Annotated in this window: 22 protein-coding genes; 16 read left to right on the top strand and 6 right to left on the bottom strand. The window is 60.6% G+C overall.

The window, feature by feature from the left end; translation table 11 throughout:
• Window positions 1–5: 5 nt before the first annotated feature.
• Entirely contained in the window at window positions 6–1,220 is a 1,215-nt protein-coding gene (gene serB / locus J3D54_RS05685) for a phosphoserine phosphatase SerB (RefSeq protein WP_253417045.1), read from the top strand.
• A 99-nt stretch (window positions 1,221–1,319) separates the two neighbouring features.
• Here the strand turns inward: serB and J3D54_RS05680 are convergent, their stop codons facing one another.
• The 4 genes from J3D54_RS05680 to J3D54_RS05665 form a co-directional block, all read right to left on the bottom strand.
• Entirely contained in the window at window positions 1,320–3,110 is a 1,791-nt protein-coding gene (locus J3D54_RS05680) for a molecular chaperone (protein ID WP_253417044.1), read from the bottom strand.
• Between the two features lie 135 nt (window positions 3,111–3,245).
• The gene (asd, locus tag J3D54_RS05675; RefSeq protein WP_253417043.1) at window positions 3,246–4,106 is read right to left on the bottom strand and encodes an archaetidylserine decarboxylase; all 861 of its coding nucleotides are present in this window, start codon (window positions 4,104–4,106) and stop codon (window positions 3,246–3,248) included.
• Window positions 4,107–4,125: 19 nt separating this feature from the next.
• Window positions 4,126–4,941, bottom strand: a complete 816-nt coding sequence (gene rhdA, locus J3D54_RS05670) for a thiosulfate sulfurtransferase (protein WP_253417042.1) — start codon at window positions 4,939–4,941, stop codon at window positions 4,126–4,128.
• Window positions 4,942–5,107: 166 nt separating this feature from the next.
• Window positions 5,108–6,640: an HDOD domain-containing protein gene (locus J3D54_RS05665; RefSeq protein WP_253417041.1), complete on the bottom strand. Its 1,533-nt coding sequence runs from the start codon at window positions 6,638–6,640 to the stop codon at window positions 5,108–5,110.
• A 166-nt stretch (window positions 6,641–6,806) separates the two neighbouring features.
• Between J3D54_RS05665 and motA the strand changes: the two genes are divergently transcribed.
• From motA to J3D54_RS05650, 3 genes are all read left to right on the top strand, one after another.
• On the top strand, window positions 6,807–7,658 hold the full coding sequence (motA, locus tag J3D54_RS05660; RefSeq protein WP_253417040.1) for a flagellar motor stator protein MotA: 852 nt from the start codon (window positions 6,807–6,809) through the stop codon (window positions 7,656–7,658).
• Window positions 7,659–7,661: 3 nt separating this feature from the next.
• Window positions 7,662–8,708 (top strand): flagellar motor protein MotB, encoded by a 1,047-nt coding sequence (motB, locus tag J3D54_RS05655; protein ID WP_253417039.1) that lies wholly within the window; start codon window positions 7,662–7,664, stop codon window positions 8,706–8,708.
• 110 nt (window positions 8,709–8,818) lie between these two features.
• The gene (locus J3D54_RS05650) at window positions 8,819–9,985 is read left to right on the top strand and encodes a sterol desaturase family protein (protein WP_253417038.1); all 1,167 of its coding nucleotides are present in this window, start codon (window positions 8,819–8,821) and stop codon (window positions 9,983–9,985) included.
• 284 nt (window positions 9,986–10,269) lie between these two features.
• Here the strand turns inward: J3D54_RS05650 and rsgA are convergent, their stop codons facing one another.
• Window positions 10,270–11,301 (bottom strand): small ribosomal subunit biogenesis GTPase RsgA, encoded by a 1,032-nt coding sequence (gene rsgA, locus J3D54_RS05645; protein WP_018928510.1) that lies wholly within the window; start codon window positions 11,299–11,301, stop codon window positions 10,270–10,272.
• A gap of 108 nt (window positions 11,302–11,409) precedes the next feature.
• On the opposite strand from rsgA, the gene orn reads away from it, so the two are divergent.
• Both orn and J3D54_RS05635 read left to right on the top strand, forming a co-directional pair.
• A complete protein-coding gene (gene orn, locus J3D54_RS05640; RefSeq protein ID WP_253417037.1) occupies window positions 11,410–11,952 on the top strand; it encodes an oligoribonuclease in 543 nt (180 codons plus the stop codon).
• A 200-nt stretch (window positions 11,953–12,152) separates the two neighbouring features.
• Window positions 12,153–12,764, top strand: coding sequence for a trimeric intracellular cation channel family protein (locus tag J3D54_RS05635; RefSeq protein WP_253417036.1), 612 nt, complete (start codon window positions 12,153–12,155; stop codon window positions 12,762–12,764).
• Window positions 12,765–12,858: 94 nt separating this feature from the next.
• Here the strand turns inward: J3D54_RS05635 and queG are convergent, their stop codons facing one another.
• Window positions 12,859–13,923, bottom strand: a complete 1,065-nt coding sequence (gene queG / locus J3D54_RS05630) for a tRNA epoxyqueuosine(34) reductase QueG (protein WP_253417035.1) — start codon at window positions 13,921–13,923, stop codon at window positions 12,859–12,861.
• 63 nt (window positions 13,924–13,986) lie between these two features.
• Between queG and J3D54_RS05625 the strand changes: the two genes are divergently transcribed.
• The 10 genes from J3D54_RS05625 to J3D54_RS05580 all read left to right on the top strand — a co-directional run bounded on the left by J3D54_RS05625 (window position 13,987) and on the right by J3D54_RS05580 (window position 25,565).
• A complete protein-coding gene (locus J3D54_RS05625) occupies window positions 13,987–15,486 on the top strand; it encodes an NAD(P)H-hydrate dehydratase (RefSeq protein ID WP_253417034.1) in 1,500 nt (499 codons plus the stop codon).
• Window positions 15,474–15,944 carry a tRNA (adenosine(37)-N6)-threonylcarbamoyltransferase complex ATPase subunit type 1 TsaE gene (tsaE, locus tag J3D54_RS05620; RefSeq protein ID WP_253417033.1) on the top strand — a complete coding sequence of 157 codons (471 nt, stop codon included), beginning with the start codon at window positions 15,474–15,476 and terminating at the stop codon, window positions 15,942–15,944. The genes J3D54_RS05625 and tsaE overlap by 13 nt, the downstream gene beginning before the upstream one ends.
• Window positions 15,945–15,947: 3 nt before the next feature.
• Window positions 15,948–17,375: an N-acetylmuramoyl-L-alanine amidase gene (locus J3D54_RS05615; protein ID WP_253426514.1), complete on the top strand. Its 1,428-nt coding sequence runs from the start codon at window positions 15,948–15,950 to the stop codon at window positions 17,373–17,375.
• 8 nt (window positions 17,376–17,383) lie between these two features.
• Entirely contained in the window at window positions 17,384–19,282 is a 1,899-nt protein-coding gene (gene mutL / locus J3D54_RS05610; protein WP_253426511.1) for a DNA mismatch repair endonuclease MutL, read from the top strand.
• Entirely contained in the window at window positions 19,282–20,253 is a 972-nt protein-coding gene (gene miaA, locus J3D54_RS05605; RefSeq protein ID WP_253417032.1) for a tRNA (adenosine(37)-N6)-dimethylallyltransferase MiaA, read from the top strand. Before mutL ends, miaA begins: the two co-directional genes overlap by 1 nt.
• Before the next feature lie 94 nt (window positions 20,254–20,347).
• Window positions 20,348–20,608 (top strand): RNA chaperone Hfq, encoded by a 261-nt coding sequence (gene hfq, locus J3D54_RS05600; protein ID WP_007902656.1) that lies wholly within the window; start codon window positions 20,348–20,350, stop codon window positions 20,606–20,608.
• Between the two features lie 12 nt (window positions 20,609–20,620).
• Window positions 20,621–21,922 (top strand): ribosome rescue GTPase HflX, encoded by a 1,302-nt coding sequence (gene hflX / locus J3D54_RS05595; RefSeq protein ID WP_253417031.1) that lies wholly within the window; start codon window positions 20,621–20,623, stop codon window positions 21,920–21,922.
• Between the two features lie 96 nt (window positions 21,923–22,018).
• Window positions 22,019–23,191 carry an FtsH protease activity modulator HflK gene (gene hflK / locus J3D54_RS05590; RefSeq protein WP_253417030.1) on the top strand — a complete coding sequence of 391 codons (1,173 nt, stop codon included), beginning with the start codon at window positions 22,019–22,021 and terminating at the stop codon, window positions 23,189–23,191.
• Complete coding sequence (gene hflC / locus J3D54_RS05585) at window positions 23,191–24,060, top strand: protease modulator HflC (RefSeq protein WP_007939589.1); 870 nt, start codon at window positions 23,191–23,193, stop codon at window positions 24,058–24,060. Before hflK ends, hflC begins: the two co-directional genes overlap by 1 nt.
• 317 nt (window positions 24,061–24,377) lie before the next feature.
• A complete protein-coding gene (locus J3D54_RS05580) occupies window positions 24,378–25,565 on the top strand; it encodes an ATP phosphoribosyltransferase regulatory subunit (protein WP_007939588.1) in 1,188 nt (395 codons plus the stop codon).
• Window positions 25,566–25,580 lie beyond the last annotated feature (15 nt).

Here is a 25,580-nt window from a genome sequence, read left to right as displayed (position 1 = left end):
GCGCCTTGCGCGAAATCGTCCTGATAAACATCACGGGAGTCGACCGTCCGGGTCTGACTGCGGCCATAACCGGCGTTCTGGCCCAGGGTGGTGTGAACATTCTCGACATCGGTCAGGCGGTGATCCACGACACGCTGTCGTTCGGCATCCTGGTTGAAATTCCCGACACCGAGCAAGGTAACTCAGTGCTCAAGGACATCCTGTTCAAAGGCTATGAGCTTGAGCAACAGGTGCGTTTCACGCCGGTGTCCGAAGAGGATTACCAGCAGTGGGTCGGCAACCAGGGCAAGAAACGCCATATCGTCACCCTGCTGACCCGCAAAGTGACCGCCGAGCAATTGCAACGTGTGAGCTCGATCACCGCCAAATATGGTCTGAACATCGACCACATCGATCGCCTGTCCGGGCGCATGCCGCTGGACACCCCGGCCGACAAGGGCAAGGGCTGCATCGAGTTTTCCGTGCGCGGTGAGGCGGCTGACCCGCAAGCGCTGCGGGCCGAATTCCTCAGCGTCGCGCAAGAACTGAACGTCGACATCGCTTTCCAGGAAGACTCGTTGTTCCGCCGTAACCGTCGTCTGGCGGTGTTCGACATGGACTCCACGCTGATTGAAGCCGAGGTCATCGACGAACTGGCCAAGGCCGCGGGTGTGGGCGAGCAGGTTTCGGCGATCACTGAGCGGGCGATGGCCGGTGAGCTGGATTTCCGCGCCAGCTTCAAGGAGCGCCTGGCCTTGTTGCAAGGGCTGGACGTCAGCGTGCTGGATTCCATTGGCGCTTCCTTGCGCCTGACCGAGGGCGCCGAAACCCTGTTCGCCGAACTCAAGCGCCTGGGCTACAAGACCGCGATTCTGTCGGGCGGCTTCACCTACTTTGCCAAGCAATTGCAGGCCAAGCTGGGCATCGACTATGTGTTCGCCAACGAACTGGAAGTGGTCGACGGCAAGGTCACTGGCGTGGCGGTCGAGCCGATTGTCGATGCGCAACGCAAGGCGGATTTGCTGCGTGAACTGGCGCATAAGGAAGGTTTGCGTCTGGAGCAGACGATTGCCGTGGGTGACGGTGCCAACGACCTGCCGATGCTGGCGATTGCCGGGCTGGGCGTAGCGTTCCGTGCCAAACCGCTGGTCAAGCAATCGGCGAAGCAGGCGATTTCCACTCTTGGGCTGGATGGCGTGCTGTATCTGCTGGGCTTCCGGGATCGCGACGGGCAGCTCTGAGTTTCAGGTCGCTCAGGCGGGCCTCTTCGCGGGCAAGCCTCGCTCCTGTAGGCGCGAGGCTTGCCCGCGAAGGCATCACCGCCGACTAATGCCTGACAATCAAAGCGACTTCCACAACGAATCAAACTCTTGCGCTACCCCGACCACGCCGCCTTCCGCGGCGTTTTCGTTTCTGGCTACCTCCAGCGAACGGTAGGCAAACTGATTGAAGCTGTTGGTGCTCGTTACCCGTCGCTCCAACTCGGCGGGGCGTTCCTGGCCATTGGTGTTGATCAATACCTTATTTCCTTTCTGGAACGGCAGGCGTGGCGCGAGCAGGGTAGCCGGCAGGTCGATGGCGCTGATGGCGGGCAGTAACAGCCCGCGCAAGTACTGGCTGTGTTCGTCGCTGGAGCGAATCAGTTGCAGGCCGCAGGGTTCGGCGTACGGCGCAACTTGCTCGATACCCATCTGCGTGCCGCCGCCCCGTACCTGGCGGATCCAGCGCACCACGGCGACGCTCCAGCCTTGACCGGCAGTATCCTCGATACCGACCATTTCGCCGGCCTGCAGCTCGGCAGGCACTGCGTTGGGCCAGGCCAGGCAATAACCACCAGGACTGTGATTGATCACCGGTAGCGCGTAGGTCGGAAAATGCTGTTGGCGGTCGGACGTCTCGTGTCTGTCATGTTTCTGAAGGTGTGGATATTCGATCTCTTCGTAGGGCAGCAGCGTGTCCGAGGTGCCATGGGGGGCGGCGTCGAAGGCCTGTTTCCATTGGTCCTTGGCGTGTCCTGCCGGCTCGGCTGCCGAGAACTGCGCGGGACGGGCGCCGGGTTTTTTCAGGATGTCGTTGAACGGACGTTTGCCGCCGAGATAAAAGTGCAGGGCGCTCATGCCCACGCACAGGGTCAATGTGCCGTGGCCGACGGTGCGCTGGAAACCGCGCTCGGAGGCCTGGCCCCAGGCGGCATGCAGGTGTTGCAGCGTATCCAGATTCAGCCCCGTCGGAACCGGCAGCGGCGATGCCTTGTCGGCCGATTGTTGCAGATGGGTTTCGATGGCTGCGACCAGGGGCTGCGGGTCGATCCCCAACAAGCGTTCCTGTTGTTCGGCAGGGAACTTGACGCGATAACGCGGGCCGCTGTCGAGGTCTGGGGCGACGGCAAACAGCCCGTTGTCCGGTTTGTCTGGTTGCAGCTTGATCCATTGGCTCCAGGGCTCCAGCACCTCGGCGAGCCGGGCGATCTGGTTCTGACGCAGTTGATTGCAGCGTGAAGCGCCCAGCAGGAGGGCGGCGACGTAGGCGTGCTCGATGCTCAGGCTTTGCGTCTGGCTGACCAGTTCATCGCGCACGTTCTGATGTTGCAGCTGATGTTCGCAGCCGATCCGGTACAGCTGATGCAGTTCCAGCCACAGGCCTTCGGGCACCGGGCAATAGAGTTCAGTGGCGCGGATCAACGCACCGTTCAGGCAATGGATCGCCCGTTGCAGCGCCTGGGTCAGCAGCGGTGCGCGGTCTTTGTTGAAACGCGGGGCGATGCGGACGACGATCTGTTTGTAGCCAATCGCCAAGTGGCTCTGCAGCGCCTGGCAAAGGTTGGCAATTTTGCGCGAACGTTCGTCGAGCACAATGGCCTGATGCAGGAAATGCCGCTCCAGGTGCTTGCAGACGTAATTCACCTCGGGCCGTAGCAGTTCGAGCAATGGCAGGCGATTGTCGCTGGGTGTGAGCAGTTGGTTGAGTTCGCTCAAGCCTTGATACAACTGGCGAGCGGTTTCGCCGATGTTGGCTTTGGGCAGGTTGGCGATCCAGCGCTTGAGGTCGCGTGGTGTGGCTTCGCAGAAAGACAGGCGCGATTGCGTCGGGATCGGTGCGCGTAGCAGCAGGACAGGATTGGTCTCATTCATGCCGTGGACAAACTCCGACCGGGAAATGGGCAACGAATGACTTTGACTGTAGCAGCTATGAGCGTTGGAGGAGGGGGCGCAGCGGGAGGAAATGTCCGACCCCACGAAAGGTGTTCGTGGGATCGGATCGAGGGATCAGGCGGTTGGCAGACCGATGCCCTGGCCCATCTGCACTGGCGAAAGGGCGCCCAGCCCTTCGGCCCATTTCACTTGATCCGGTCCGAACAGCACGACTGCCGTAGAACCGAGCTTGAAACGACCCAGTTCCGCGCCTTTCTCCAGATGAATTGGCGCACGGGCGGCTTCGTCGTAGCGGAAGGTTTTCAGCTCACGTTTTGGCGGTGTGACCAAGCCAGCCCAGACGGTTTCGATCGACGCCACAATCATCGCACCCACCAGCACCACGGCCATCGGCCCGCGCTCGGTGTCGAAAATGCACGCTACACGCTCGTTGCGAGCGAACAGTTCCGGAACGTTTTCAGCGGTGGTCTGGTTGACCGAGAAGATGCGGCCGGGGATGTAGACCATTTCGCGCAGAGTGCCGGCCAGCGGCATGTGCACACGATGGTAGTCTTTCGGCGACAGGTAAATGGTGGCGAAATCGCCGCCCATGAAGGGCGCTGCGTTGGCCGCGTCGCCACCCAGCAGTTCCAGCACACTGAAGCTGTGGCCCTTGGCCTGGAAAACGCGACCATGTTCGATCGGACCGAGCTGGCTGACGGCACCGTCGGCCGGGCTGAGGATCGCGCCCGGGGTTGGGTCCAGCGGGCGAGCGCCGTCTTTCAAGGCACGGGTGAAGAACGCATTGAAGTGCTCGTAAGCGGTCAGGTCTTCGACCAGCGCCTGGGACATGTCCACTTGATAACGCTTGGCGAACCAGGCGGTAAAGGCGTTCTTGAACCAACGCACGCGGCATTCGGCAATGCAGCCAGCCAGTCGCGAGAGCAAGTGATGGGGCAGCAGGTATTGGCTGAGGATAAACAAACGCTTATTCATTAACTGTCCTTGAAAAAACTTAAATCTCTACGGGCGTGTCAGGGTGGTTGCCCCATTCGCCCCAGGAGCCGGCGTAGCCTTTGACCCGCGGATAACCGAGCGCCTTGGCCACCAGATAGGTGAAGCCAGAACGATGGTGTGTCTGGCAGTGGGTAATGACTTCTTTGTCTTTGGTAATGCCGAGTTGTTCCAGGATTTTCGGCATGTCGGTGCGGATACGCAGGTTGCGTGCCTGATCCATGCCGGCGGTCCATTCGAAATTGACTGCGCCGGGGATGTGCCCGCCCTTGGCCGCCAGCACTTTCTCGCCGGAGTACTCCAGCGGGCCGCGTGCATCCCAGATCGCCAGGTCAGCAGCACCGAGGCGGCTTTGCAGGTATTCGCGGGTGGCGACAGGTTCGTCGTGCAGGGTCAGGGCGACCGGGCCGCCGACTGCCGGCGGGATCTGGATCGACATTGGCAAGCCTTCTGCCAGCCAGGCCGGCAGGCCGCCGTTGACGTAGTGATACTTGCTGTGGCCGATGACATCCAGCAACCAGATAAAGCGCCCGGCCCAACCGCCGCCTTCGTCGTCATAGACGACGTAGACCGCATCAGGGTTGTGCCCCAGTTCGCCGAACAATGCTTCAAGCGCGGCGTGGCTCGGCAACAGGCCCGGCGCAGGTGCCTGACCCAGCTGAGTGCGTTTTGGATCGACAAAGCGTGCACCGGGGATATGCCCTTCGGCATAGCGGGCGCTGCTGGTCAGGTCCACCAGAATCAGTTCGCGGGAGTCGAGACGCGTGAGCAGGTCGCTCGGTTCGATCACCAGCGCCAAGCCAGAGAAGTCAGACATGTGAGGTCTCCAGAGCACAAAGGGGAGGATTGTAGCGCAGCGTCATGAGCGCCTGTTATCAGTTATTTTGGGGCAGGAAATAACGGTAAACAGGCTCTGGTGGTTAATGCCGGTCAGTCAAGCCGCAATGCGATCCGTAGCAGCTGTCGAAGGCTGCTACACGGCCCTAGCGGTGGCTAAAGCTGTGCAGGGCCTTTTCGATGCATTGCGCGGTTTTGCCGAAAGCTTGCACGGTGATTTCCGAGAATGGCCCGCCGCCCTGATCCGCTACCACGATCATGATCACCCGGCCGTTGTTGACCAGTGAGCGCAGCAGCAGGTGTTCGCCACTGAACGATTGACGCAGGCTGGCTGGCAGCAGGGCCGAGAATTGTGCGTTGTTGGCCGGCGTCAGGCGCACCTGGGCCTGTTGCGCGAGCAGGCGTTGCAGTACGGTGCTCTGGCTGACCACCAGGTTCAGGCCGGCCACTTCCTTGGGCAGCCCGGCGGTCTGGTGCACACGCAAATTGGCGTGTGTGCGGTCGGCCATCAGAATCATCACCCGCCGCATGCCACACGCCACCAAGGCATCCCGGGCCGATGTAGTCAAATGCATGGCATTGGTAAAACGGCTCGGCTCCACCAGCAATTCGGCGCATTGCTTGCGCCACTTCGCCAAGTCTTCGGCGGTCGGCGCCGGGGCGGGCAACAAACCGGCGTGAACGCGGTTCGCGCCCGGTGGCCAGATCAGCGACTCGGCCGAGTGCCAGAGGTCCGGCATGGCGTGTTGACGAGCGCTGTTGGCGGCCTGCTGGTGCAATTGTTGCTGCACCTCCTCCATAGGCATTTGCAGGTAAAGGCTAGTCAGGTATTGCCAGCGCTCGCAGTGGGGACTGTCCCAGGCGTGTTGTGACGACAGCGCCAGACCGTTGGCCAGCAGTACGGTATTGGCGGGCTGATTGAGCCAGCGGCGCAACGTCGGGTCATCATCGAGGCGGTTCTGTTGCCGCAGCGGGTGATCACTGTCGCGTGCGATGCGCAGGACTTTCACCAGTTCACGTTGTTCGCTGCGCAGCAGCCGATAACCTTGCTGCACCCAGATCGGCAAGTGCCAGGTGTCCACCAGCGCCAGACAGATATCCAGCAGGCGAACACCGAATAATTGCTTCTCGACTTTGCGCGCCGACTCGCCTTTATGGATGACCCGCAGCTCCCACTCTTCAAGCAACTGCGGATGGGTCAACGCCATGGGCCAGAGTGGCGAGAGAAACAGCAGGCTGCCCCAGTGGATGTCTTGCCACAGCCGTGCCAGACGACTGGCGAAAAAACCGTTGGCCTGTTGAGTGGCGTGCTGGCTGATCAGTTGAAGCTGGCGCAGGGCGACGGGGATCTGCGATTGGGGTTCGGCGGGCAAGCGCTCGAGTAATTCTTCAGTGCGTTTCAAACCGAGGCGATTGATCGCCACCTCAAGGTTTTCAGCAGGCTCGGTCATGCTGCCATGGGTGTGACGGTTGGCTTCGCGAATCACGCTCAAGGCCAGGGCCGGGCTTTCCTGCATCAGGTCGGCGATGTCGCGCAGCGAGCTGCGGTTATCGCGGATGGCTTTGCAGACACGGTCGTGGCTGGCTTGCGGAACCGGCAGGCGTACGCCATCGAGAAGCTTGACCCAGTCTTCAAGCGTGGTTGGTTTTGGCGTTGGGACGTTCGTTTCGTTAGCCATGTCTGGACGCGATCATCGTCTGCTTTACCTATGCCCTGAACGGGTCAAATTAGCTTTTCGCCTTAACTGGCTATAGTCTGGCGCAGTTTTGCCGATAAGTAGAAGAAGAGATTTTTTAACTTCCGAATATGACCTTGAACCCGACTCAGTAAGTGCTCTCCTACCTATGGCTAAAATTATCGGCATCATCGTCGTATTCGCGAGCGTGCTCGGCGGATACGTGCTTTCCCACGGCAAGATTGCCGCTCTCATCCAGCCTTTCGAGGTGATGATTATCGGGGGGGCGGCTCTTGGCGCATTTCTGCAGGCCAACCCTGGTTACATGACGATGCATGTGCTCAAGAAATCCTTGGGCATGTTCAGTTCACGTTTCAACCATACCTTCTACCTTGAAGTGCTGGGCCTGATTTACGAGATCCTCAACAAGAGCCGTCGCGAAGGCATGATGGCGATCGAGGGCGACATCGAAGATGCCGCCGCGAGCCCAATCTTCGCCAAGTACCCGGCGGTGCTCAAAGACGAACGCATGACCGCGTTCATCTGCGATTACCTGCGCATCATGTCCTCCGGCAACATGGCTCCTCATGAGCTGGAAGGCCTGTTCGACATGGAACTCTACAGCCTCAAGGAAGACCTCGAGCACCCGTCCCACGCGGTGAACGGCATCGCCGATGCCATGCCTGGTTTCGGTATCGTTGCGGCGGTATTGGGTATCGTGGTGACCATGGCCTCCCTTGGTGAAGGCGATCAGAAATCCATCGGTTTGCACGTGGGTGCGGCACTGGTGGGTACCTTCTTCGGTATTCTCGCGGCTTACGGTTTCTTCGGTCCGCTGGCCCACTCCCTGGCTCACGATGCCAAGGAAGAACTGAACACCTACGAAGCCATCAAGGCTTCGCTGGTGGCTTCGGCTTCCGGCATGCCGCCGTCGCTGGCGGTGGAGTTCGGTCGCAAGGTTCTGTACCCGGCGCACCGTCCTAGCTTCGCTGAGCTGGAACAAGCGGTTCGCGGTCGTTAAGTCATGGAAAATAACCAGCCGATAATCATCAAGCGCGTCAAGCGCATCGCCGGAGGGCATCACGGGGGCGCCTGGAAAATCGCCTTCGCGGACTTCGCGACGGCGATGATGGCGTTCTTCCTGGTGCTGTGGCTGTTGTCCACGGCAACGCCGGAACAGAAGATCGCCATCGCCGGTTACTTCAAGGACCCGGTCGGTTTTTCCGAAAGCGGCACGCCGTACATCATCGATCTGGGCGGTACGCCGACCCTGGCGCCGGAGAGCACCCTCAACCCCGAGGTCAAGTCCCAGCCTCAGCCGGACAAGGTGACGATCGACTCCGAACAGGTCGAAGGCATGGCCGAGCAGGTCGAGAAGGAACGCCTGGAGCTGTTGCTGCAAGAGTTGCAGAACAAGGTTGATGAAAATCCGCAGTTGCAGAAATTCAAGGACCAGATCCTCTTCGAGATTACCCAGGACGGTTTGCGCATCCAGATTATGGACGCTGAAAACCGCCCGATGTTCGACTCCGGCAGTGCGCGTCTGAAACCGTATTTCGAAGACATCCTGCTGGCCATGGCCGACACCATCAAAGCGGTGCCGAACAAGATCAGCATCAGCGGCCACACTGATGCCAAGCCGTACTCGGGCACCGGCGATTTCGGCAACTGGGAACTCTCGGCCAACCGCGCCAACGCGGCTCGCCGTGCATTGGTCGCCGGCAGTTATCCGGACGCTCAGGTCGCACGAGTCGTCGGTTATGCCTCCTCGGCGCTGTTTGACAGGGAGAACCCGTTCAATCCGGTCAACCGCCGCATCGACATCGTGGTGCTGACCAAAAAAGCCCAGCGGGCCATTGAAGGCGAACAAGGTGCCGAGCCGGCGCCAGTGCCGACGCAAGGGCAGGGCGGCCCGGGCGAAGTGCATGCGCCTCCAGCCGATCCGAACGCATTGCCGGCGGATAAAGAACCGCTGCCGGCACACGAGCTTCGTGAGCGTTTGAATCTGTTTGATAATCCGGCGCCGAAGCCGGGCGAGCCGCCCAAACCCGCTGTACCGCCCAAGCAATAACCTGCGGAAAAGCCACCATGAGTGGCTTTTCTGTTTCTGGCTGCGTCACTGCAGCGTCGCAATGACTCGACTCACTGCAAGTTTGTTTTCGGAATCACGGAAGATCAGTAATGGAAAGACTCAAGTCCTATTTTCAGCAACATGGCAACGCACCCTTCAAGTTTGGTGAGGGGCGGGTCAGTGGCTACATCTCGGCCACACTCGGGCTATTGAGCCTGCTGGCGGTATTCTGCTTTCTCTTTCCCGAATGGCTGACCACCGCCGAACTGCGCAAGGTGTACGACGAACAGTTTGCGCGCACCACGCTATTGCTCGGGCTGGTACTGTCTTTCAGCCTGGGCACCCTGAATATCCTGCTCAACAAGCGCAAGCGCCTGGGGATCACCGGACTTGTCGCCTCGGGTCTGGCGGTGTTTCTCGGCGGTACCAATGTGCAGATCAGCTCGATAGGACAGACGCCGTATTCGCTGGGGCTGGACTGGTTCGTCCTGGCTCTGCTGGTGTCGGCCATCGTCTTTATCCCTCTGGAAAAACTCTATTCCAAGGACCCCGAGCAAAACATTCTGCGTCCACACTGGCGAACTGACCTGACCTACTTTTTCGTCAGTCATATGCTGGTGCAGTTCATCCTGATTTTCATCACCGCCTCGTCGAGCTATGTGGCCGGTTGGGCGGTGTCGACGGACTTGCAGGCCCGCGTACAAAGCTTGCCGATCGTTGTGCAGTTTTTTCTGGCGGTGCTGGTGGCGGATCTCGGTCAGTACTGGCTGCATCGGCTGTATCACGTCGTACCGTGGTTATGGCGCGTCCATGCCGTGCATCACTCAAGCACGCATATGGATTGGCTCGCCGGTTCGCGTGTTCACTTCATCGAGATTCTGCTGACTCGCACCGGCGTGCTGGTGCCTTTGATGCTGCTGGGTTTTGCGCCCCAGGCGTTGAACGCCTACGTGATTCTGGTCGGCATACAGGCCGTGCTGGCCCACGCCAATGTGCGGATCAACGGCGGCTGGCTGAATTATGTGATGGTCCTGCCGCGCTATCACCATTGGCATCATGCCCGGCACAAGGATTACATCTACAAGAACTATGCGATCCATACGCCGCTGGTGGATATGCTGTTCGGCACCTTCAAGTTGCCACCCAAGGAGTGGCCGACGCGCTACGGGGTTTTTGGCAAGGACTTGCCAGGCGGTATTCTGCGCCAGCACTTGTACCCGTTTCAGAAGCCTGAGCTGAAGAAAGTCGAACCGAAACCGCCGGCAGCGGTTTCCTGAGGTCAAAAAAAAGCCGCGATCATCGCGGCTTTTTTGTCTGCTATTTCAATGAGCCAGGTGTGAACTATCAAACCGACCGCGCAAACTACTGGAGTTTGTCTTGATAAAATATTTGACTGCGGTCTTGGCCCTGGCTTGGGCAGTCGCACCTTCCAACAGTTGGGCCAAGGATGATCCGACCCACTCCCCACAGATTCGACGTCGCCGAAGTCCCGGTGAATGACGGCGTCCCCCATCCTGCCGACCAGCCGTCCCATTAATGTCGGGGCGGCTGGCGCGTCTGTTTAATAGCTGTTTTCAGGCAAGCTGGCGATGATCGAGCGATAGCTGTTCATCCGTTGCTGCTGCACGCGGCCGTCTTCCAGGGCCTTGAGCAAGGCGCAGCCCGGCTCGCGGTCGTGTTTGCAGTCGCGGAAGCGGCAGGTACCGAGCAGGTCGTTGAACTCGATAAAGCCGGCTTCGACGTCGGCGCGGCTGACGTGGCCCAGGCCGAATTCCCGAATACCCGGGGAGTCGATCAATTCACCGCCGCCGGGGAAGTGGAACAACCGCGCGGTGGTGGTGGTGTGGGTGCCCTGGCCCGATAGCTCGGACAGCGGGCCGACGCGGGTTTCGACTTCCGGCAGCAAGCTGTTGACCAGCGACGACTTGCCGACGCCGGACTGTCCGACGAACACACTGATGTGCCCATCCAATAGCTTTTGAAGTTGCTCCATGCCGTTGCCGTGGTGCGCCGACACTTCCAGCACCGGATAACCCAGCGTGCGGTAAACCGCCAGCAAGGCATTCAGTGCCGGGGCGTTCTGTTCGTCGATCAGGTCGAATTTGTTCAGCAGCAGCAACGGCCGGATACCTGCGTGTTCGGCGGCCACCAGATAACGGTCGATCAGGTTGGCGTGAGGCTCGGGCAGCGGGGCGAAGACGATGACGATCATGTCGACGTTGGCCGCCACCGGTTTGAGCTGGCCACGGCTGTCCGGACGGCAGAGCTCGGTTTTGCGCGGCAGTTGCGCCACGATCACGCCGATGCCTTGGTTGCCGGCACGCCACACGACCTGATCGCCGGTCACCAGCGCCGGCAGGTTGGCGCGCAAGTGGCAGCGGAATACCTGGCCGGCCAATTCGCCATCGAGGGCCTCGACTTCGACCTGGACACCGAAGTGCGCGATCACCAGGCCCGTCTGTTCCGGACCCAGGTCGCCCCCTTCGAGTGCCTCGACAGCCGAGGACTCGCGTTTGGCGGCGCGGGCAGCGCGCTCGCCCTGAATCTTTTCGATGCGCCAGTTTTGACGACGATTGAGTTGGCGTTTGGCCATGGGTGTTCCGTATGAAGAATGCAGCGATTAGGTAAAACGGCCGCGAGTTTAGCACGCCCGGCCGCCGGCCTAAGCTAAACTGCGCACCATTGCCTAGGAGCCGACACAATGCAAAATCCGCAGAATCTGATCTGGATCGACCTGGAAATGACCGGTCTGAATCCTGATACCGACGTTATCATCGAGATGGCCACTATTGTTACCGACAGTGATTTGAACACTCTGGCCGAAGGCCCGGTGATCGCCATCCATCACAGCGACGAGATCCTCGCCGGCATGGACGAGTGGAATACCCGTCAGCACGGCGGCTCCGGGCTGACCCAACGGGTTCGCGACAGTCGCATCAGCATGGCCGAAGCGGAAGCCCAGACCATCGCCTTCCTGGAGAAATGGGTGCCGAAGGGCAAGTCGCCGATTTGTGGCAACAGCATCTGCCAGGACCGTCGCTTCCTTTATACCCACATGAAGTCGCTGGAAAGCTACTTCCACTACCGCAACCTCGACGTGTCGACCCTCAAAGAGTTGGCCGCGCGCTGGGCACCGGACGTACGCGACAGCTTCAAAAAGGGCAGCACCCACCTGGCCCTGGACGACATCCGCGAATCGATCGCCGAGCTGCAGCACTACCGCAAGAATTTCATCAAGTTCTGATTCCGCGGGGCCTGCACTGGCCTCATCGCGGGCAAGCCCGCTCCCACAAGGTTGCTCGCCGACCCTGTGGGAGCGGGCTTGCCCGCGATAGCGTCCGCCCAGTCACCCTGTGATCGTGCGAGGTGAAAGTTCTTGGGTGCGCTCTTTTGGTGCTTCAGTGAAGTGAGTAGACTGCGCGCCTTCTTGTAAGGACCGCCACCATGTTGCTGATGCTCTACCTGATCGCCATTACCGCTGAAGCCATGACTGGCGCCCTGTCTGCGGGGCGTCGCGGCATGGACTGGTTTGGCGTGGTGCTGATTGCGTGCGTCACGGCGCTGGGCGGCGGTTCGGTGCGCGACGTGTTGCTCGGACATTACCCGCTGACCTGGGTCAAGCACCCGGAATACCTGGTGCTGACCTCCGTCGCGGCGATGCTGACGATCTTCATCGCCCGTTGGATGCGCCATCTGCGCTCGCTGTTTCTGGTGCTCGACGCCGTGGGCCTGGTGGCGTTCACCCTGATCGGCTGCATGACCGCTCTGGAAATGGGTCACGGCATGCTGGTGGCCTCGGTCAGTGGCGTGATCACCGGGGTGTTTGGCGGCATCCTGCGGGACATCTTCTGCAACGATATCCCGCTGATCTTCCGCCGCGAGCTCTACGCCAGCGTCTCGTTTGCCGCGGCATGGTGCTATTTATTTTGCGTCTACCTGCAATTGCCGGGTGAGCAGGCGATCCTGATCACCCTGTTCGGCGGCTTCCTGCTGCGCTTGCTGGCGATCCGTTTCCACTGGGAAATGCCCAAGTTCGTTTATAACGACGAAGCCTGATTTACACGCAGTCCCTGTAGCCGCTGCCGAAGCAGTCGTAGATGTTCAGATCCGTCGCGAGTCCTGCGGCCTCGAACGCAGCCTTCGGCAGCGGCTACATAAGTCCGTGTTGTTTCAGGGCCCATTCGACATGCTCGCGCACCAGTTCCGACGGATAGTCCCGCCGGGCCTTCAGTGCCTCCAGCACCGGAATGCTCGACGGCGCATTGCCCAGGCCGACCGCCAGATTGCGCAACCAGCGCTCGTAGCCGGCCCGACGTAACGGCGAACCTTCGGTGCTGCTGAGGAATTTTGCTTCGTCCCACATGAACAGTTCGGCCAGTTCGGCGTTGTCCAGGTTGTGCCGTGGCTTGAAATCGCTTTCCCCGGAAGGTCGCGCGAAGCGGTTCCATGGGCAGACGATCTGGCAGTCATCGCAACCGAACACGCGATTACCGATCAGCGGTCTTAAATCTTCAGGGATCGCGCTTTTCAGTTCGATGGTCAGGTACGAAATACAGCGACGGGCGTCCAGCACATAGGGACCGACGAAGGCATTGGTCGGGCAAATGTCCAGGCACGCTGTGCAGCGACCGCAGTGTTCGCTGGCGTGGGGCGGGTCCACTGGCAGTGGCAGGTCGACGAACAGTTCGCTGAGGAAGAAGTAACTGCCGGCCTTGCGATTCAAGACCAGCGTGTTTTTGCCGATCCAGCCCAGGCCAGCCTGTTCGGCGATGGCCTTTTCCAGCACCGGGGCGCTGTCGACAAAGGCGCGGTAGCCGAACGGGCCGATCACTGCCTGGATTTTTTCCGCCAGTTGTTGCACGCGTTTGCGGATCAACTTGTGGTAATCGCGGCCCAAGGCATAACGCGAGACGTAAGCTTTTTCCGGTTGGGCGAGCTGTTGTGCCATGTGCGTGTCGCCCGGCAGGTAGTCCATGCGCAGGGAAACCACGCGCAGGGTGCCCGGCACCAGTTCTTCCGGGTGTGAGCGTTTGCTGCCGTGGGCGCCCATGTAATCCATTTCGCCGTGGTAGCCGGCGGCGAGCCAGCGCTCCAGGTGCTGCTCATGCTCGGCCAGGTCGAGGCCGCTGATGCCGACTTGCTGAAAGCCCAGCTCGCGGCCCCAGTCCTTGATGGATTGTGCGAGAGCGGGCAGGTCTGTGGTAATAGCGGGCATGAGGCGAGAGAAACCGGAGCTGAGATGCGTATAATTCTGCCAGACATCGGAGCCTGAAGACGCATGCCGCACACTAAAGATGAATTACCCGACGCACTGTATAGCGCCGCGCAAGTCCGAGGGTTCGATGCGAGCCTGATCGCGGCCGGTACACCGGGCTTCGAATTGATGCAGCGTGCGGCGCGGGCGACCTGGCGTGCGCTGGTCCGCCATTGGCCGGCCGGGCACGAATTGAGCGTGGTGGCTGGTCACGGCAATAACGCGGGCGACGGTTACCTGGTGGCCGTGCTGGCCCGACGTGCCGGCTGGCATGTGCGGGTGTTGGCCGCCGGCGACCCTGGGCGTTTACAGGGTGATGCCGCGTCGGCGCATGCCGAGGCGGTGGCCGAAGGCGTGGCCATTCAAGGCTGGAGCCCGCACTCCGAATTACGTGGCATTGTGCTGGATGCCTTGCTCGGCACCGGCTTGACGGGTGAAGTTCGCGAGCCGTACGCCAGTGTCATCGCCGCAATCAATGCCAGCGGGCTACCGGTTGTGGCGGTGGATATCCCCTCGGGGTTGTGCGCCGATACGGGGCGCCGGCTCGGCACTGCGGTTCAAGCTGATCTGACGGTGACGTTCATCGGTTTGAAGGTGGGGTTGTTCACCGGTGACGCGGCGGATGTGGTGGGCGATTTGGTATTCAACGATCTGCACGTCGCCCCCGAGACATTTATCGGGGCCCAGATCAGTGCTCGTCGCCTGACGGCCGGTAATGTGCCGCGTCTGACCGGCCGCGCTCCAACTGCCCACAAAGGCAAATTTGGTCACGTATTGCTCGTTGGCGGTGATCGCGGTTTTGGCGGCGCCATCCTGCTCAGTGCACAAAGTGCCCTGCGCAGCGGTGCCGGCATGGTGTCCGTGGCCACGCGCCGCGAGCATGTTCCGGCCGCGCTTGCGCGTTTGCCGGAAGCCATGGTGCTCGGCACGTCGTCGGCCAATCAACTGATGGGCCTACTGGAGAAAGCCACGGTGCTGGTCGTCGGTCCGGGGCTGGGGCAGGCCGCCTGGGGACGCAGTCTGTTGTCGGCCGCGGCCAATGCGTCGCAGCCACAAGTCTGGGATGCCGATGCGTTGAACCTGTTGGCCGAAGGTGGCGTGAGCTTGCCCGCAGGTAGTGTCATCACGCCGCATCCGGGCGAAGCGGCACGATTGCTGGGGATATCGACAGCCGCCGTACAGGCTGACCGCCCGGCCGCGGCCCATGCGTTGAGCAAAAAATACACAGCGGTGGTGGTGCTCAAGGGCGCTGGCAGTCTGATCGCCAGCCCCGATGGGCGTCTGGCGCTGTGCCATCAGGGCCATCCGGCCATGGCCAGCGCAGGTTTGGGTGATGTGCTGGCCGGTCTGGTGGGTGCCTTGCTCGCTCAGGGCATGCACGCGTATGACGCGGCCTGCCTGGCGGTCTGGCTGCACGCCAATGCCGGCGAGCAACAAGGTAAAATCGGCCGCGGGCTGGCGGCCAGTGATCTGATTCCAGCCATTCGTCAGTTGTTGGAGGAGCAAGCACCGTGTCTGAAGTAACCCTGTACCTGGCCGATGAGCAGGCCATGAGCGATTTTGGCGCACGTATCGCCAAAACCACCGAAGGGCACGGTCTGATTTTTCTTGAGGGGGATTTGGGCGCGGGGAAAACCACGCTGTCCCGGGGCATCATCCGTGGCCTGGGGCATACCGGCGCGGTAAAAAGTCCGACCTTCACCCTGGTCGAGCCCTACGAGATCGGCGCCATCCGCGCCTTCCATTTCGACCTGTATCGATTGGTCGACCCCGAGGAGCTGGAGTACCTCGGCATTCGCGACTATTTCGAAGACGACGCACTGTGCCTGATCGAATGGCCCCAGAAGGGTGCAGGCTTTTTGCCAAAGCCCGACCTGACCATTACCATTAGCCCCCATGACAGCGGACGCTCGCTGAAAATTTTGCCACAGGGCTCGCGTGGCGAGTCGTGGTGTGCCGTTTTGGCATTGGAATCCAAATAGATGATGGGGTTAGGTATGCGCTTTCGCGCGTTGGTTGCTGCCGTAGGGGTATTGTTTTTGGCGGTGACCGTCGACGCTGTGGCCGAGACGAAGGTCAACAGTGTTCGCCTGTGGCGGGCGCCGGACAACACGCGACTGGTGTTCGACCTGACGGGGCCTGTCCAGCACAGCGTCTTCACCCTGACTGCACCGGATCGGCTGGTGATCGACATCAATGGGGCGACGCTCGGCTCGCCATTGAACGTCTCCACTGCCAACACACCGATCACGGCAATGCGTTCGGCTCAGCGTACGCCGACCGATTTGCGGGTAGTCATCGACCTGAAAAAAGCCGTCACGCCAAAAAGCTTCACCCTGGCGCCGAACGCCCAGTACGGCAATCGTCTGGTGGTCGACCTGTTCGACAACGCGGCTGACGCCGCACCAACGCCTGCGCCAACGCCGTCTGTGGCCACGGTGCCCGCAGTGCCCGTCACGCCGTCCGAGCCTTCGATCAAGCTGCCGCCCGCTCCGGCTGGCAAACGCGACATTATTGTGGTGATCGATGCCGGCCACGGTGGCGAAGACCCTGGCGCCTCGGGCTCTCGCGGCCAGCGTGAAAAAGACGTGGTGCTGGCTATCGCCCGTGAACTGCAGCGTCAGGTCAATGGCATGAAAGGTTTCCGCGCCGAACTGACGCGTACCGGCGACTACTTCATTCCATTGCGCGGCCGTACCGAAATCGCCCGCAAGAAGGGCGCCGATCTGTTCGTTTCGATCCACGCCGACGCCGCGCCTTCAGCGGCCGCGTTCGGTGCGTCGGTGTTTGCCCTGTCCGACCGCGGCGCAACGTCGGAGACCGCCCGTTGGCTGGCCGACAGCGAAAACCGTTCCGACTTGATCGGCGGTGCCGGCAACGTCAGCCTCGACGACAAGGACCGGATGCTCGCCGGCGTGCTGCTCGACCTGTCGATGACCGCTTCCCTGACTTCCAGCCTGAACGTTGGCCAGAAAGTCTTGAGCAACATCGGTCGCGTCACGCCGCTGCACAAACAGCGCGTGGAGCAAGCCGGGTTCATGGTGCTGAAGTCGCCGGACATCCCGTCGATTTTGGTGGAAACCGGGTTCATCTCCAACGCCAACGAAGCCTCGAAACTCGCGGCATCGAGCCACCAGCAGGCACTGGCACGCTCCATCAGCAGCGGCGTGCGGCAGTTCTTCCAGCAGAACCCGCCGCCGGGCACTTACATTGCCTGGCTGCGCGATTCCGGCAAGATCGCCCAAGGCCCGCGTGATCATCGCGTGAGCCCCGGTGAAACCTTGGCGATGATCGCCGTGCGTTATCAGGTGTCTGCGGCCACCTTGCGCAGTGCCAACAACTTGCAAAGTGACGAGCTGAGGATTGGTCAGACGTTGACCATTCCCGGCACAGAACTGGCGGCCAAAGAATGAATCAGGTGTTGACCAACACGGCGCGTATCGAGTTACTCAGCCCGCGGCTGGCGAACCAGATTGCCGCCGGTGAAGTGGTTGAACGCCCGGCCTCGGTGATCAAGGAGTTGCTGGAAAACAGCCTCGACTCCGGCGCCAGGCGCATCGATGTCGATGTAGAGCAGGGCGGCGTCAAGCTGCTGCGGGTGCGCGACGATGGCAGCGGCATTTCCGCCGATGACCTGCCCCTCGCCCTGGCTCGTCACGCCACCAGCAAGATTCGCAACCTGGAAGACCTCGAACAGGTCATGAGCCTGGGGTTTCGCGGTGAGGCGCTGGCCTCCATCAGTTCCGTGGCGCGTCTGACCCTGACTTCCCGCACTCGCGATGCCGATCAGGCCTGGCAGGTGGAAACCGAAGGTCGGGACATGGCGCCCCGCGTGCAACCGGCGGCCCATCCGGTGGGCACTTCGGTGGAAGTGCGTGATTTGTTCTTCAATACCCCGGCGCGTCGCAAGTTTCTCAAGACCGAAAAAACCGAATTCGATCACCTGCAAGAAGTGATCAAGCGTCTGGCGCTGGCGCGGTTCGATGTGGCGTTCCATCTGCGCCACAACGGCAAAACCATCCTCAGTCTGCACGAAGCCCATGATGACGCGGCCCGCGCCCGGCGCGTGTCGGCGATCTGCGGGGCGGGTTTTCTGGAGCAGGCGCTGCCGATCGAAATCGAGCGCAATGGTCTGCATTTGTGGGGCTGGGTCGGGTTGCCGACCTTCAACCGCAGCCAGGCGGACTTGCAGTATTTCTTCGTGAATGGCCGTGCCGTGCGCGACAAACTGGTGGCGCACGCGGTGCGTCAGGCTTATCGCGATGTACTGTTCAATGGTAGGCACCCGACATTCGTGCTGTTTTTCGAAGTCGATCCGGCGGGCGTCGACGTCAATGTGCACCCGACCAAGCACGAAGTGCGCTTCCGTGACGGGCGCATGGTTCACGACTTCCTTTACGGCACCTTGCACCGCGCCCTGGGCGATGTGCGTCCGGAAGACCAGTTGGCCGCGCCTGTCGCGACGGCCATGGTCCGGCCGACCGGTATCGAAGCCGGCGAGTTCGGGCCGCAGGGCGAGATGCGTCTGGCGGCCAATGCGCTGCTGGAGCAACCTCAGGCCCAGCCGTCCTTCAATACCTCGGCGGGTTCTGGCGCCGGTGCCGGTTATCAGTATCAATACACGCCGCGGCCTCAGTCCGGCGTGCCCGTTGCCGAAGCGCAGGCAGCCTATCGCGAGTTCTTCGCGCCGTTGCCCGAGGCCAATGCGGTCGCGCTGCCGGCCGGGCAGGACGACATTCCGCCGCTGGGCTACGCATTGGCGCAGCTCAAGGGCATCTACATTCTTTCGGAAAACGCCCAAGGCCTGGTGCTGGTGGACATGCATGCCGCCCATGAGCGGATCATGTACGAGCGCCTGAAAGTCGCCATGGCCAGCGAGGGGTTGAGCGGCCAACCATTGCTGGTGCCGGAATCCCTGGCGGTCAGCCAGCGCGAAGCCGATTGCGCCGAAGAAAACGTTGCCTGGTTCCAGCGCCTGGGCTTTGAATTGCAGCGCCTTGGCCCGGAAACCCTGGCCATCCGGCAAATCCCCGCGTTGCTGAAACAGGCCGAGGCCAACCGACTGGTCAGCGATGTGCTGGCGGATTTAATGGAATACGGCACCAGCGACCGGATTCAGGCGCACCTGAACGAACTGCTCGGCACCATGGCCTGCCACGGCGCGATTCGCGCGAATCGGCGCCTGGCCTTGCCGGAAATGAACGGCCTGCTGCGGGACATGGAAAACACTGAACGCAGCGGTCAATGCAACCATGGCCGACCGACCTGGACCCAACTGGGCCTGGACGATCTGGACAAACTGTTCTTGCGCGGTCGTTGATGAGCCAGTTCCCTCCCGCGATTTTCCTGATGGGGCCGACGGCCGCCGGCAAGACCGACCTGGCCATCGAACTCACCAAGGTCCTGCCTTGCGAGCTGATCAGTGTCGATTCGGCGCTGGTTTATCGCGGTATGGACATCGGCACCGCCAAACCCTCCAAAGAGATTCTGGCCGAATTCCCGCATCGTCTGATCGACATTCTCGACCCGGCCGAGAGTTATTCCGCCGCGGATTTCCGTCGCGATGCGTTGCAAGCCATGAGCGAGATCACCGCGCGGGGCAATATTCCGCTGCTGGTGGGCGGCACAATGCTCTATTACAAGGCTTTGCTCGAAGGTCTGGCCGACATGCCGGCGGCCGATGCGGACGTTCGTGCGCAAATCGAAGAAGAGGCTGCACGCCTTGGCTGGCAAGCCCTGCACGATCAATTGGCGGTGATTGATCCGCAATCCGCGGCGCGAATTCACCCGAACGATCCGCAGCGCCTCAGTCGTGCACTGGAAGTTTATCGCGTCAGCGGTCAGAGCATGACTGAGCTACGCTTGCGACAATCTGCGCAAAGTACTGAAGCAGCCGCTTCGGGACTGCAACAATTGCCCTATACTGTCGCGAACTTGGCCATCGCTCCGGCAAATCGCCAAGTACTGCACGAGCGCATTAAACAAAGATTCACAAATATGTTGGAACAGGGATTCATAGACGAGGTCGTAGCCCTGCGAGATAGAGGTGACCTGCATTCAGGGTTACCGTCTATACGTGCTGTAGGCTATCGACAAGTCTGGGATTACCTGGATGGCAAGCTGACGCAAGCCGAGATGCAGGAGCGTGGAATCATTGCCACGCGCCAATTGGCGAAGCGCCAGTTCACCTGGCTGCGCAGTTGGGCTGATTTACACTGGTTGGACAGCCTCGATTGCGACAATCTGCCGCGCGCCTTGAAATACCTCGGGACCATCTCCATATTGAGCTGAGTCCTTGCAATTGCCGTCTATCCTTGGGGGTGTGACGGCCCCAAGCCATCTGTTTACCTATTTTTTATATTGAATCCTTAAAGGAGTGCGGCACATGTCAAAAGGGCATTCGCTACAAGACCCTTACTTGAATACTTTACGTAAAGAGAAAGTGGGGGTTTCCATCTACCTGGTCAACGGGATCAAACTGCAAGGCACGATCGAGTCTTTCGACCAGTTCGTTATCCTGCTGAAAAACACCGTCAGCCAGATGGTTTACAAACACGCTATCTCTACAGTGGTGCCAGTTCGTCCAATTCGTCTGCCTAGCGCAACCGAATCCGAAGCAGGTGACGCTGAGCCAGGTAACGCCTGATAGGAGTCTCCTTTGTTCTTTGAGCGCCACGGTGGTGGTGAACGGGCAATTCTCGTTCACTTGGATGGTCAGGACCCTGAGGCGCGCGAAGATCCGCAGGAGTTTCAGGAGTTGGCAATTTCGGCTGGTGCCGAGACCGTCGCGTTTTTCAACGTGCCGCGTCATCGGCCAACCGCCAAAACCCTGATCAGCAGCGGCAAGGTCGAAGAGTTACGCGACCTGGTCAAAGCCGAACAGGTCGATCTGGTGATTTTCAATCACATCCTCACGCCCAGTCAGGAACGTAACCTCGAACGTATTTTCGAGTGTCGCGTGATCGATCGCACGGGTCTGATTCTCGATATCTTCGCCCAACGCGCTCGCACCCATGAAGGCAAGCTCCAGGTCGAACTGGCCCAGCTTGAGTACATGAGTACGCGACTGGTTCGCGGCTGGACTCACCTTGAGCGGCAGAAGGGTGGTATCGGTCTGCGCGGGCCGGGTGAAACTCAGCTGGAAACCGACCGGCGCCTGTTGCGGATTCGTCTGCGACAGATCAAGGGGCGCCTGGAAAAGGTCCGCAGCCAGCGCGAGCAGTCTCGTCGCGGGCGCAAACGTGCTGACATTCCGACGGTTTCACTGGTGGGTTATACCAACGCCGGCAAATCGACGCTGTTCAATTCGGTCACCGATTCCGACGTCTTCGCCGCCAACCAGCTATTTGCGACCCTCGACCCGACCTTGCGCCGACTCGAGCTCGATGACCTCGGGCCGATCGTTCTGGCCGACACCGTGGGTTTCATTCGTCACCTGCCGCACAAGCTGGTCGAGGCATTTCGGGCTACGCTCGAAGAGTCGAGCAACTCCGACCTGCTGCTGCACGTGATCGATGCGCACGAGCCTGATCGTATGGCCCAGATCGAACAGGTCATGGTGGTGCTCGGGGAGATCGGGGCACAAGACTTGCCGATCCTTGAGGTATACAACAAACTCGATTTGCTCGAGGGGGTTGAGCCGCAGATCCAGCGCGATGCCGATGGCAAGCCGCAGCGGGTCTGGTTGTCGGCCAAGGACGGTACCGGCCTGGACCTGCTCAAGCAGGCAGTGGCGGAACTGTTGGGCAGCGATTTGTTTGTTGGCACCTTGCGCTTGCCGCAACGTTTTGCTCGACTGCGTGCGCAGTTTTTCGAACTCGGTGCGGTGCAAAAAGAAGAACACGACGAAGAAGGCATCAGCCTGCTGGCCGTTCGCTTGCCACGGATCGAATTGAATCGACTCGTGAGCCGTGAAGGTCTGCAACCGATGGAATTCATCGAGCAACACACTTTGCAATAAAAGCCTGAGAAAGCGGTTGTGCCGCGGTGACAGGCATTCTGTAGCATTGGTCGGCGCGCCGTGGGTGCGTCTTTGCTTTATCAGATGGAGAGCGCTATGGCTTGGAATGAGCCGGGTGGCAACTCGAATAATCAGGATCCTTGGGGTGGCAAGCGCCGCAATAACGGCGACCGCAAGGGACCACCGGATCTCGACGAGGCCTTCCGAAAGCTGCAGGAAAGCCTGAACGGGTTGTTCGGTGGTGGCAAGAAACGCGGTGACGAGGGCGGTGGTCCGGGCAAGAGTGGCGGCTTTGGCGGCCTGCTCGGCATCGGTCTGACCGTGCTGGCAGCCGTGTGGCTGTACAGCGCTGTCTACGTGGTCGACGAGCAGGAGCAGGCCGTAGTGCTGCGCTTCGGCAAATACTATGAAACCGTCGGCCCGGGCCTGAACATCTATTTCCCGCCGATCGATCGCAAGTACCTGGAAAACGTCACGCGTGAGCGTGCCTATACCAAGCAGGGTCAAATGCTGACTGAAGACGAAAACATCGTCGAAGTGCCGCTGACCGTGCAGTACAAGATCAGCAACCTGCAGGACTTCGTGCTGAACGTCGATCAGCCGGAAACCAGCCTGCAGCATGCGACCGACAGTGCCTTGCGTCACGTGGTGGGTTCCACCGCCATGGACCAGGTGCTGACCGAAGGTCGTGAATTGATGGCCAGCGAAATCAAGGAACGTCTGCAACGTTTCCTCGATACCTATCGTACTGGTATCACCGTCACCCAGGTCAACGTACAGAGCGCAGCCGCACCGCGTGAAGTCCAGGAAGCTTTCGATGACGTGATCCGCGCCCGTGAAGACGAGCAGCGTTCGCGTAACCAGGCTGAAACCTACGCCAACGGTGTCGTGCCGGAAGCCCGTGGTCAGGCCCAGCGCATCCTCGAGGATGCCAATGGTTACCGCGACGAGACCGTCTCCCGCGCCAAGGGTGAGGCTGACCGCTTCACCAAGCTGGTGGCCGAGTACCGCAAGGCGCCTGAAGTTACCCGTCAGCGTCTGTACCTGGACACCATGCAGGAAATCTTCAGCAACACCAGCAAGGTTCTCGTGACCGGCAACAAGAATGGCCAGAGCAATCTGCTGTACCTGCCGCTGGACAAGATGGTCGAGGATGGTCGCCGCACCAGTACTCCGGTGACCGGCGCAGCAGCCAGCAGCAATGAAGTGAATGTGCGTTCGGCAGCCGATCTGCAGCAACAGCAAGCACGTACCAGGGAGAGTCGCTGATGAGCAATAAATCGCTGATCGCCCTTATTGTCGGCGTCGTCGTGGCGATCGTTGCCTGGAACTGCTTCTACATCGTGGCTCAGACCGAGCGCGCGGTGTTGCTGCAGTTCGGTCGCGTGGTCCAGGCCGATGTTCAGCCAGGCCTGCATGTGAAAGTGCCTTACGTTAACAAGGTGCGCATATTTGACGCGCGCCTGATGACGCTGGACGCACCGACACAGCGCTTCCTGACGCTGGAAAAGAAAGCCGTGATGGTCGATGCCTACGCCAAGTGGCGCGTGAAAGATGCCGAGCGCTTCTACACCGCGACTTCCGGCCTCAAGCAGATTGCCGACGAGCGTCTGTCCCGTCGTCTGGAGTCGGGCCTGCGTGACCAGTTCGGTAAGCGCACCCTGCACGAAGTGGTGTCCGGTGAGCGTGATGCGCTTATGGCGGACATCACCGCTTCGCTGAACAAGATGGCAGAGAAAGAGCTGGGCATTGAAGTTGTCGATGTCCGGGTCAAAGCCATCGACCTGCCGAAGGAAGTGAACCGCAGCGTGTTCGAGCGTATGAGCACCGAGCGTGAGCGTGAAGCTCGCGAGCACCGCGCCAAGGGTAACGAGCTGGCCGAAGGCATCCGTGCCGACGCCGACCGTCAGCGCCGCGTGCTGCTGGCTGAAGCCTATCGTGAATCCGAAGAGGTTCGCGGTGACGGTGACGCCCAGGCGGCTGCGATCTACTCCAAGGCATACGGCCAGGATCAGGAGTTCTACGCGTTCTACCGTAGCCTGCGCGCCTACCGTGAAAGCTTCGCGAACAAATCCGACGTCATGGTCCTGGACCCGAGCAGTGACTTCTTCCGCTACCTGGAAAAAGCCAAGCCTTGATACGACGTTGACCTGAATCATCCCCCGCCTGGCGGCTAAAGCCTCGGGCGGGGTGATCCTTTGGGAAAACGTGTGTATGATGCGGCAGCCGGGAAATTCCCGGCTTTTTTGCGTCTGCACGTTTGATTGCTGTTTTTATGCAGGCGCCCGAGTTGAATGACTCGACAGGTTTTTCGAGGAAAGTGGTTGGCGAAGCCGGTTTCAGGCTTTTCGCCCCGTTGTTCATGCGCGTGGTTTATACGCATGAGCCAATCATTTTCTGCTTCACTCAAGGCTTGCCCAAAGGCTTGCTGCCCGGATCATAGGGGAATGGCGTAATGGCAACGGTAGACCGCTGGCTGCTGCCAGATGGCATCGAAGAAGTACTGCCACCGGAGGCTGCGCGCATTGAAGTTGCGCGTCGCCAGGTGTTGGATCTGTTCCAGAGCTGGGGTTACGAGTTTGTCGTGACTCCCCATATCGAGTACCTGGAATCCCTGCTGACCGGCGCAGGCCAGGACCTTGATCTGCGCACCTTCAAGGTCATTGACCCGCAGTCGGGCCGGCAGATGGGTTTCCGTGCCGACATCACGCCGCAAGTGGCGCGCATTGATGCGCACACCCTGCGTCGCGAAGGCCCGAGCCGTTTGTGCTATGCCGGTAGCGTGCTGCATGCTCAGCCACGTGCGTTGTCGTCCTCGCGCAGCCCGATTCAACTGGGCGCCGAGTTGTACGGCGATGCCAGTCCGAGCAGCGACGTAGAGGTCATCAGTCTGATGCTGGCCATGCTGCAACTGGCCGATGTGCCGGATGTGCACATGGACCTCGGTCATGTCGGCATCTACCGTGGCCTGGCCCGTGCCGCCGGTTTGTCCGGCGAAGTCGAGCAACAGTTGTTCGATGCATTGCAACGTAAAGCCATCGATGAGGTCATTACCTTGACCGAAGGCCTGCCTGCCGATTTGTCGGGCATGCTGCGGGCGCTGGTTGACCTGTGTGGCGGTCGTGAAGTGTTGAGTGCTGCCCGCGAGCGTCTGGCCAATGCGCCGGCGCCTGTTCTGGCGGCGCTGGACGACTTGCTGGCCATCGCCGAGCGCCTGTCCACACGTTTCCCGGAGTTGCCGTTGTACTTCGACCTGGGCGAGTTGCGCGGCTACCACTACCACACCGGTGTGGTGTTCGCTGTGTTCGTACCGGGTGTTGGCCAGTCCATCGCTCAGGGCGGTCGTTACGACGACATCGGCGCCGACTTCGGTCGCGCCCGTCCGGCGACGGGTTTCTCTACCGATTTGAAAACCCTGGTGACCCTGGGGCGTGCTGAGATCGAGTTACCGTCTGGCGGTATCTGGATGCCTGACAGTACGGATGCAGCACTCTGGCAGCAGGTTTGCCAGTTGCGCAGTGAGGGTCAGCGTGTTGTTCAGGCATTGCCTGGGCAACCTTTGGCCGCCGCCCGTGAAGCGGACTGCGACCGGCAATTGATTCAGCAGAACGGGCTTTGGCAAGTATCGCCACTGGCTTCTTGAGTTTTCCTGCCGGCC

Origin of the sequence: Pseudomonas sp. GGS8 (assembly GCF_024168645.1) — a bacterium.
Classification (GTDB): Bacteria; Pseudomonadota; Gammaproteobacteria; order Pseudomonadales; family Pseudomonadaceae; genus Aquipseudomonas.
The sequence above is the reverse complement of the archived record's forward strand: the minus strand, read 5'-3'. Positions and strand labels throughout refer to the sequence as shown.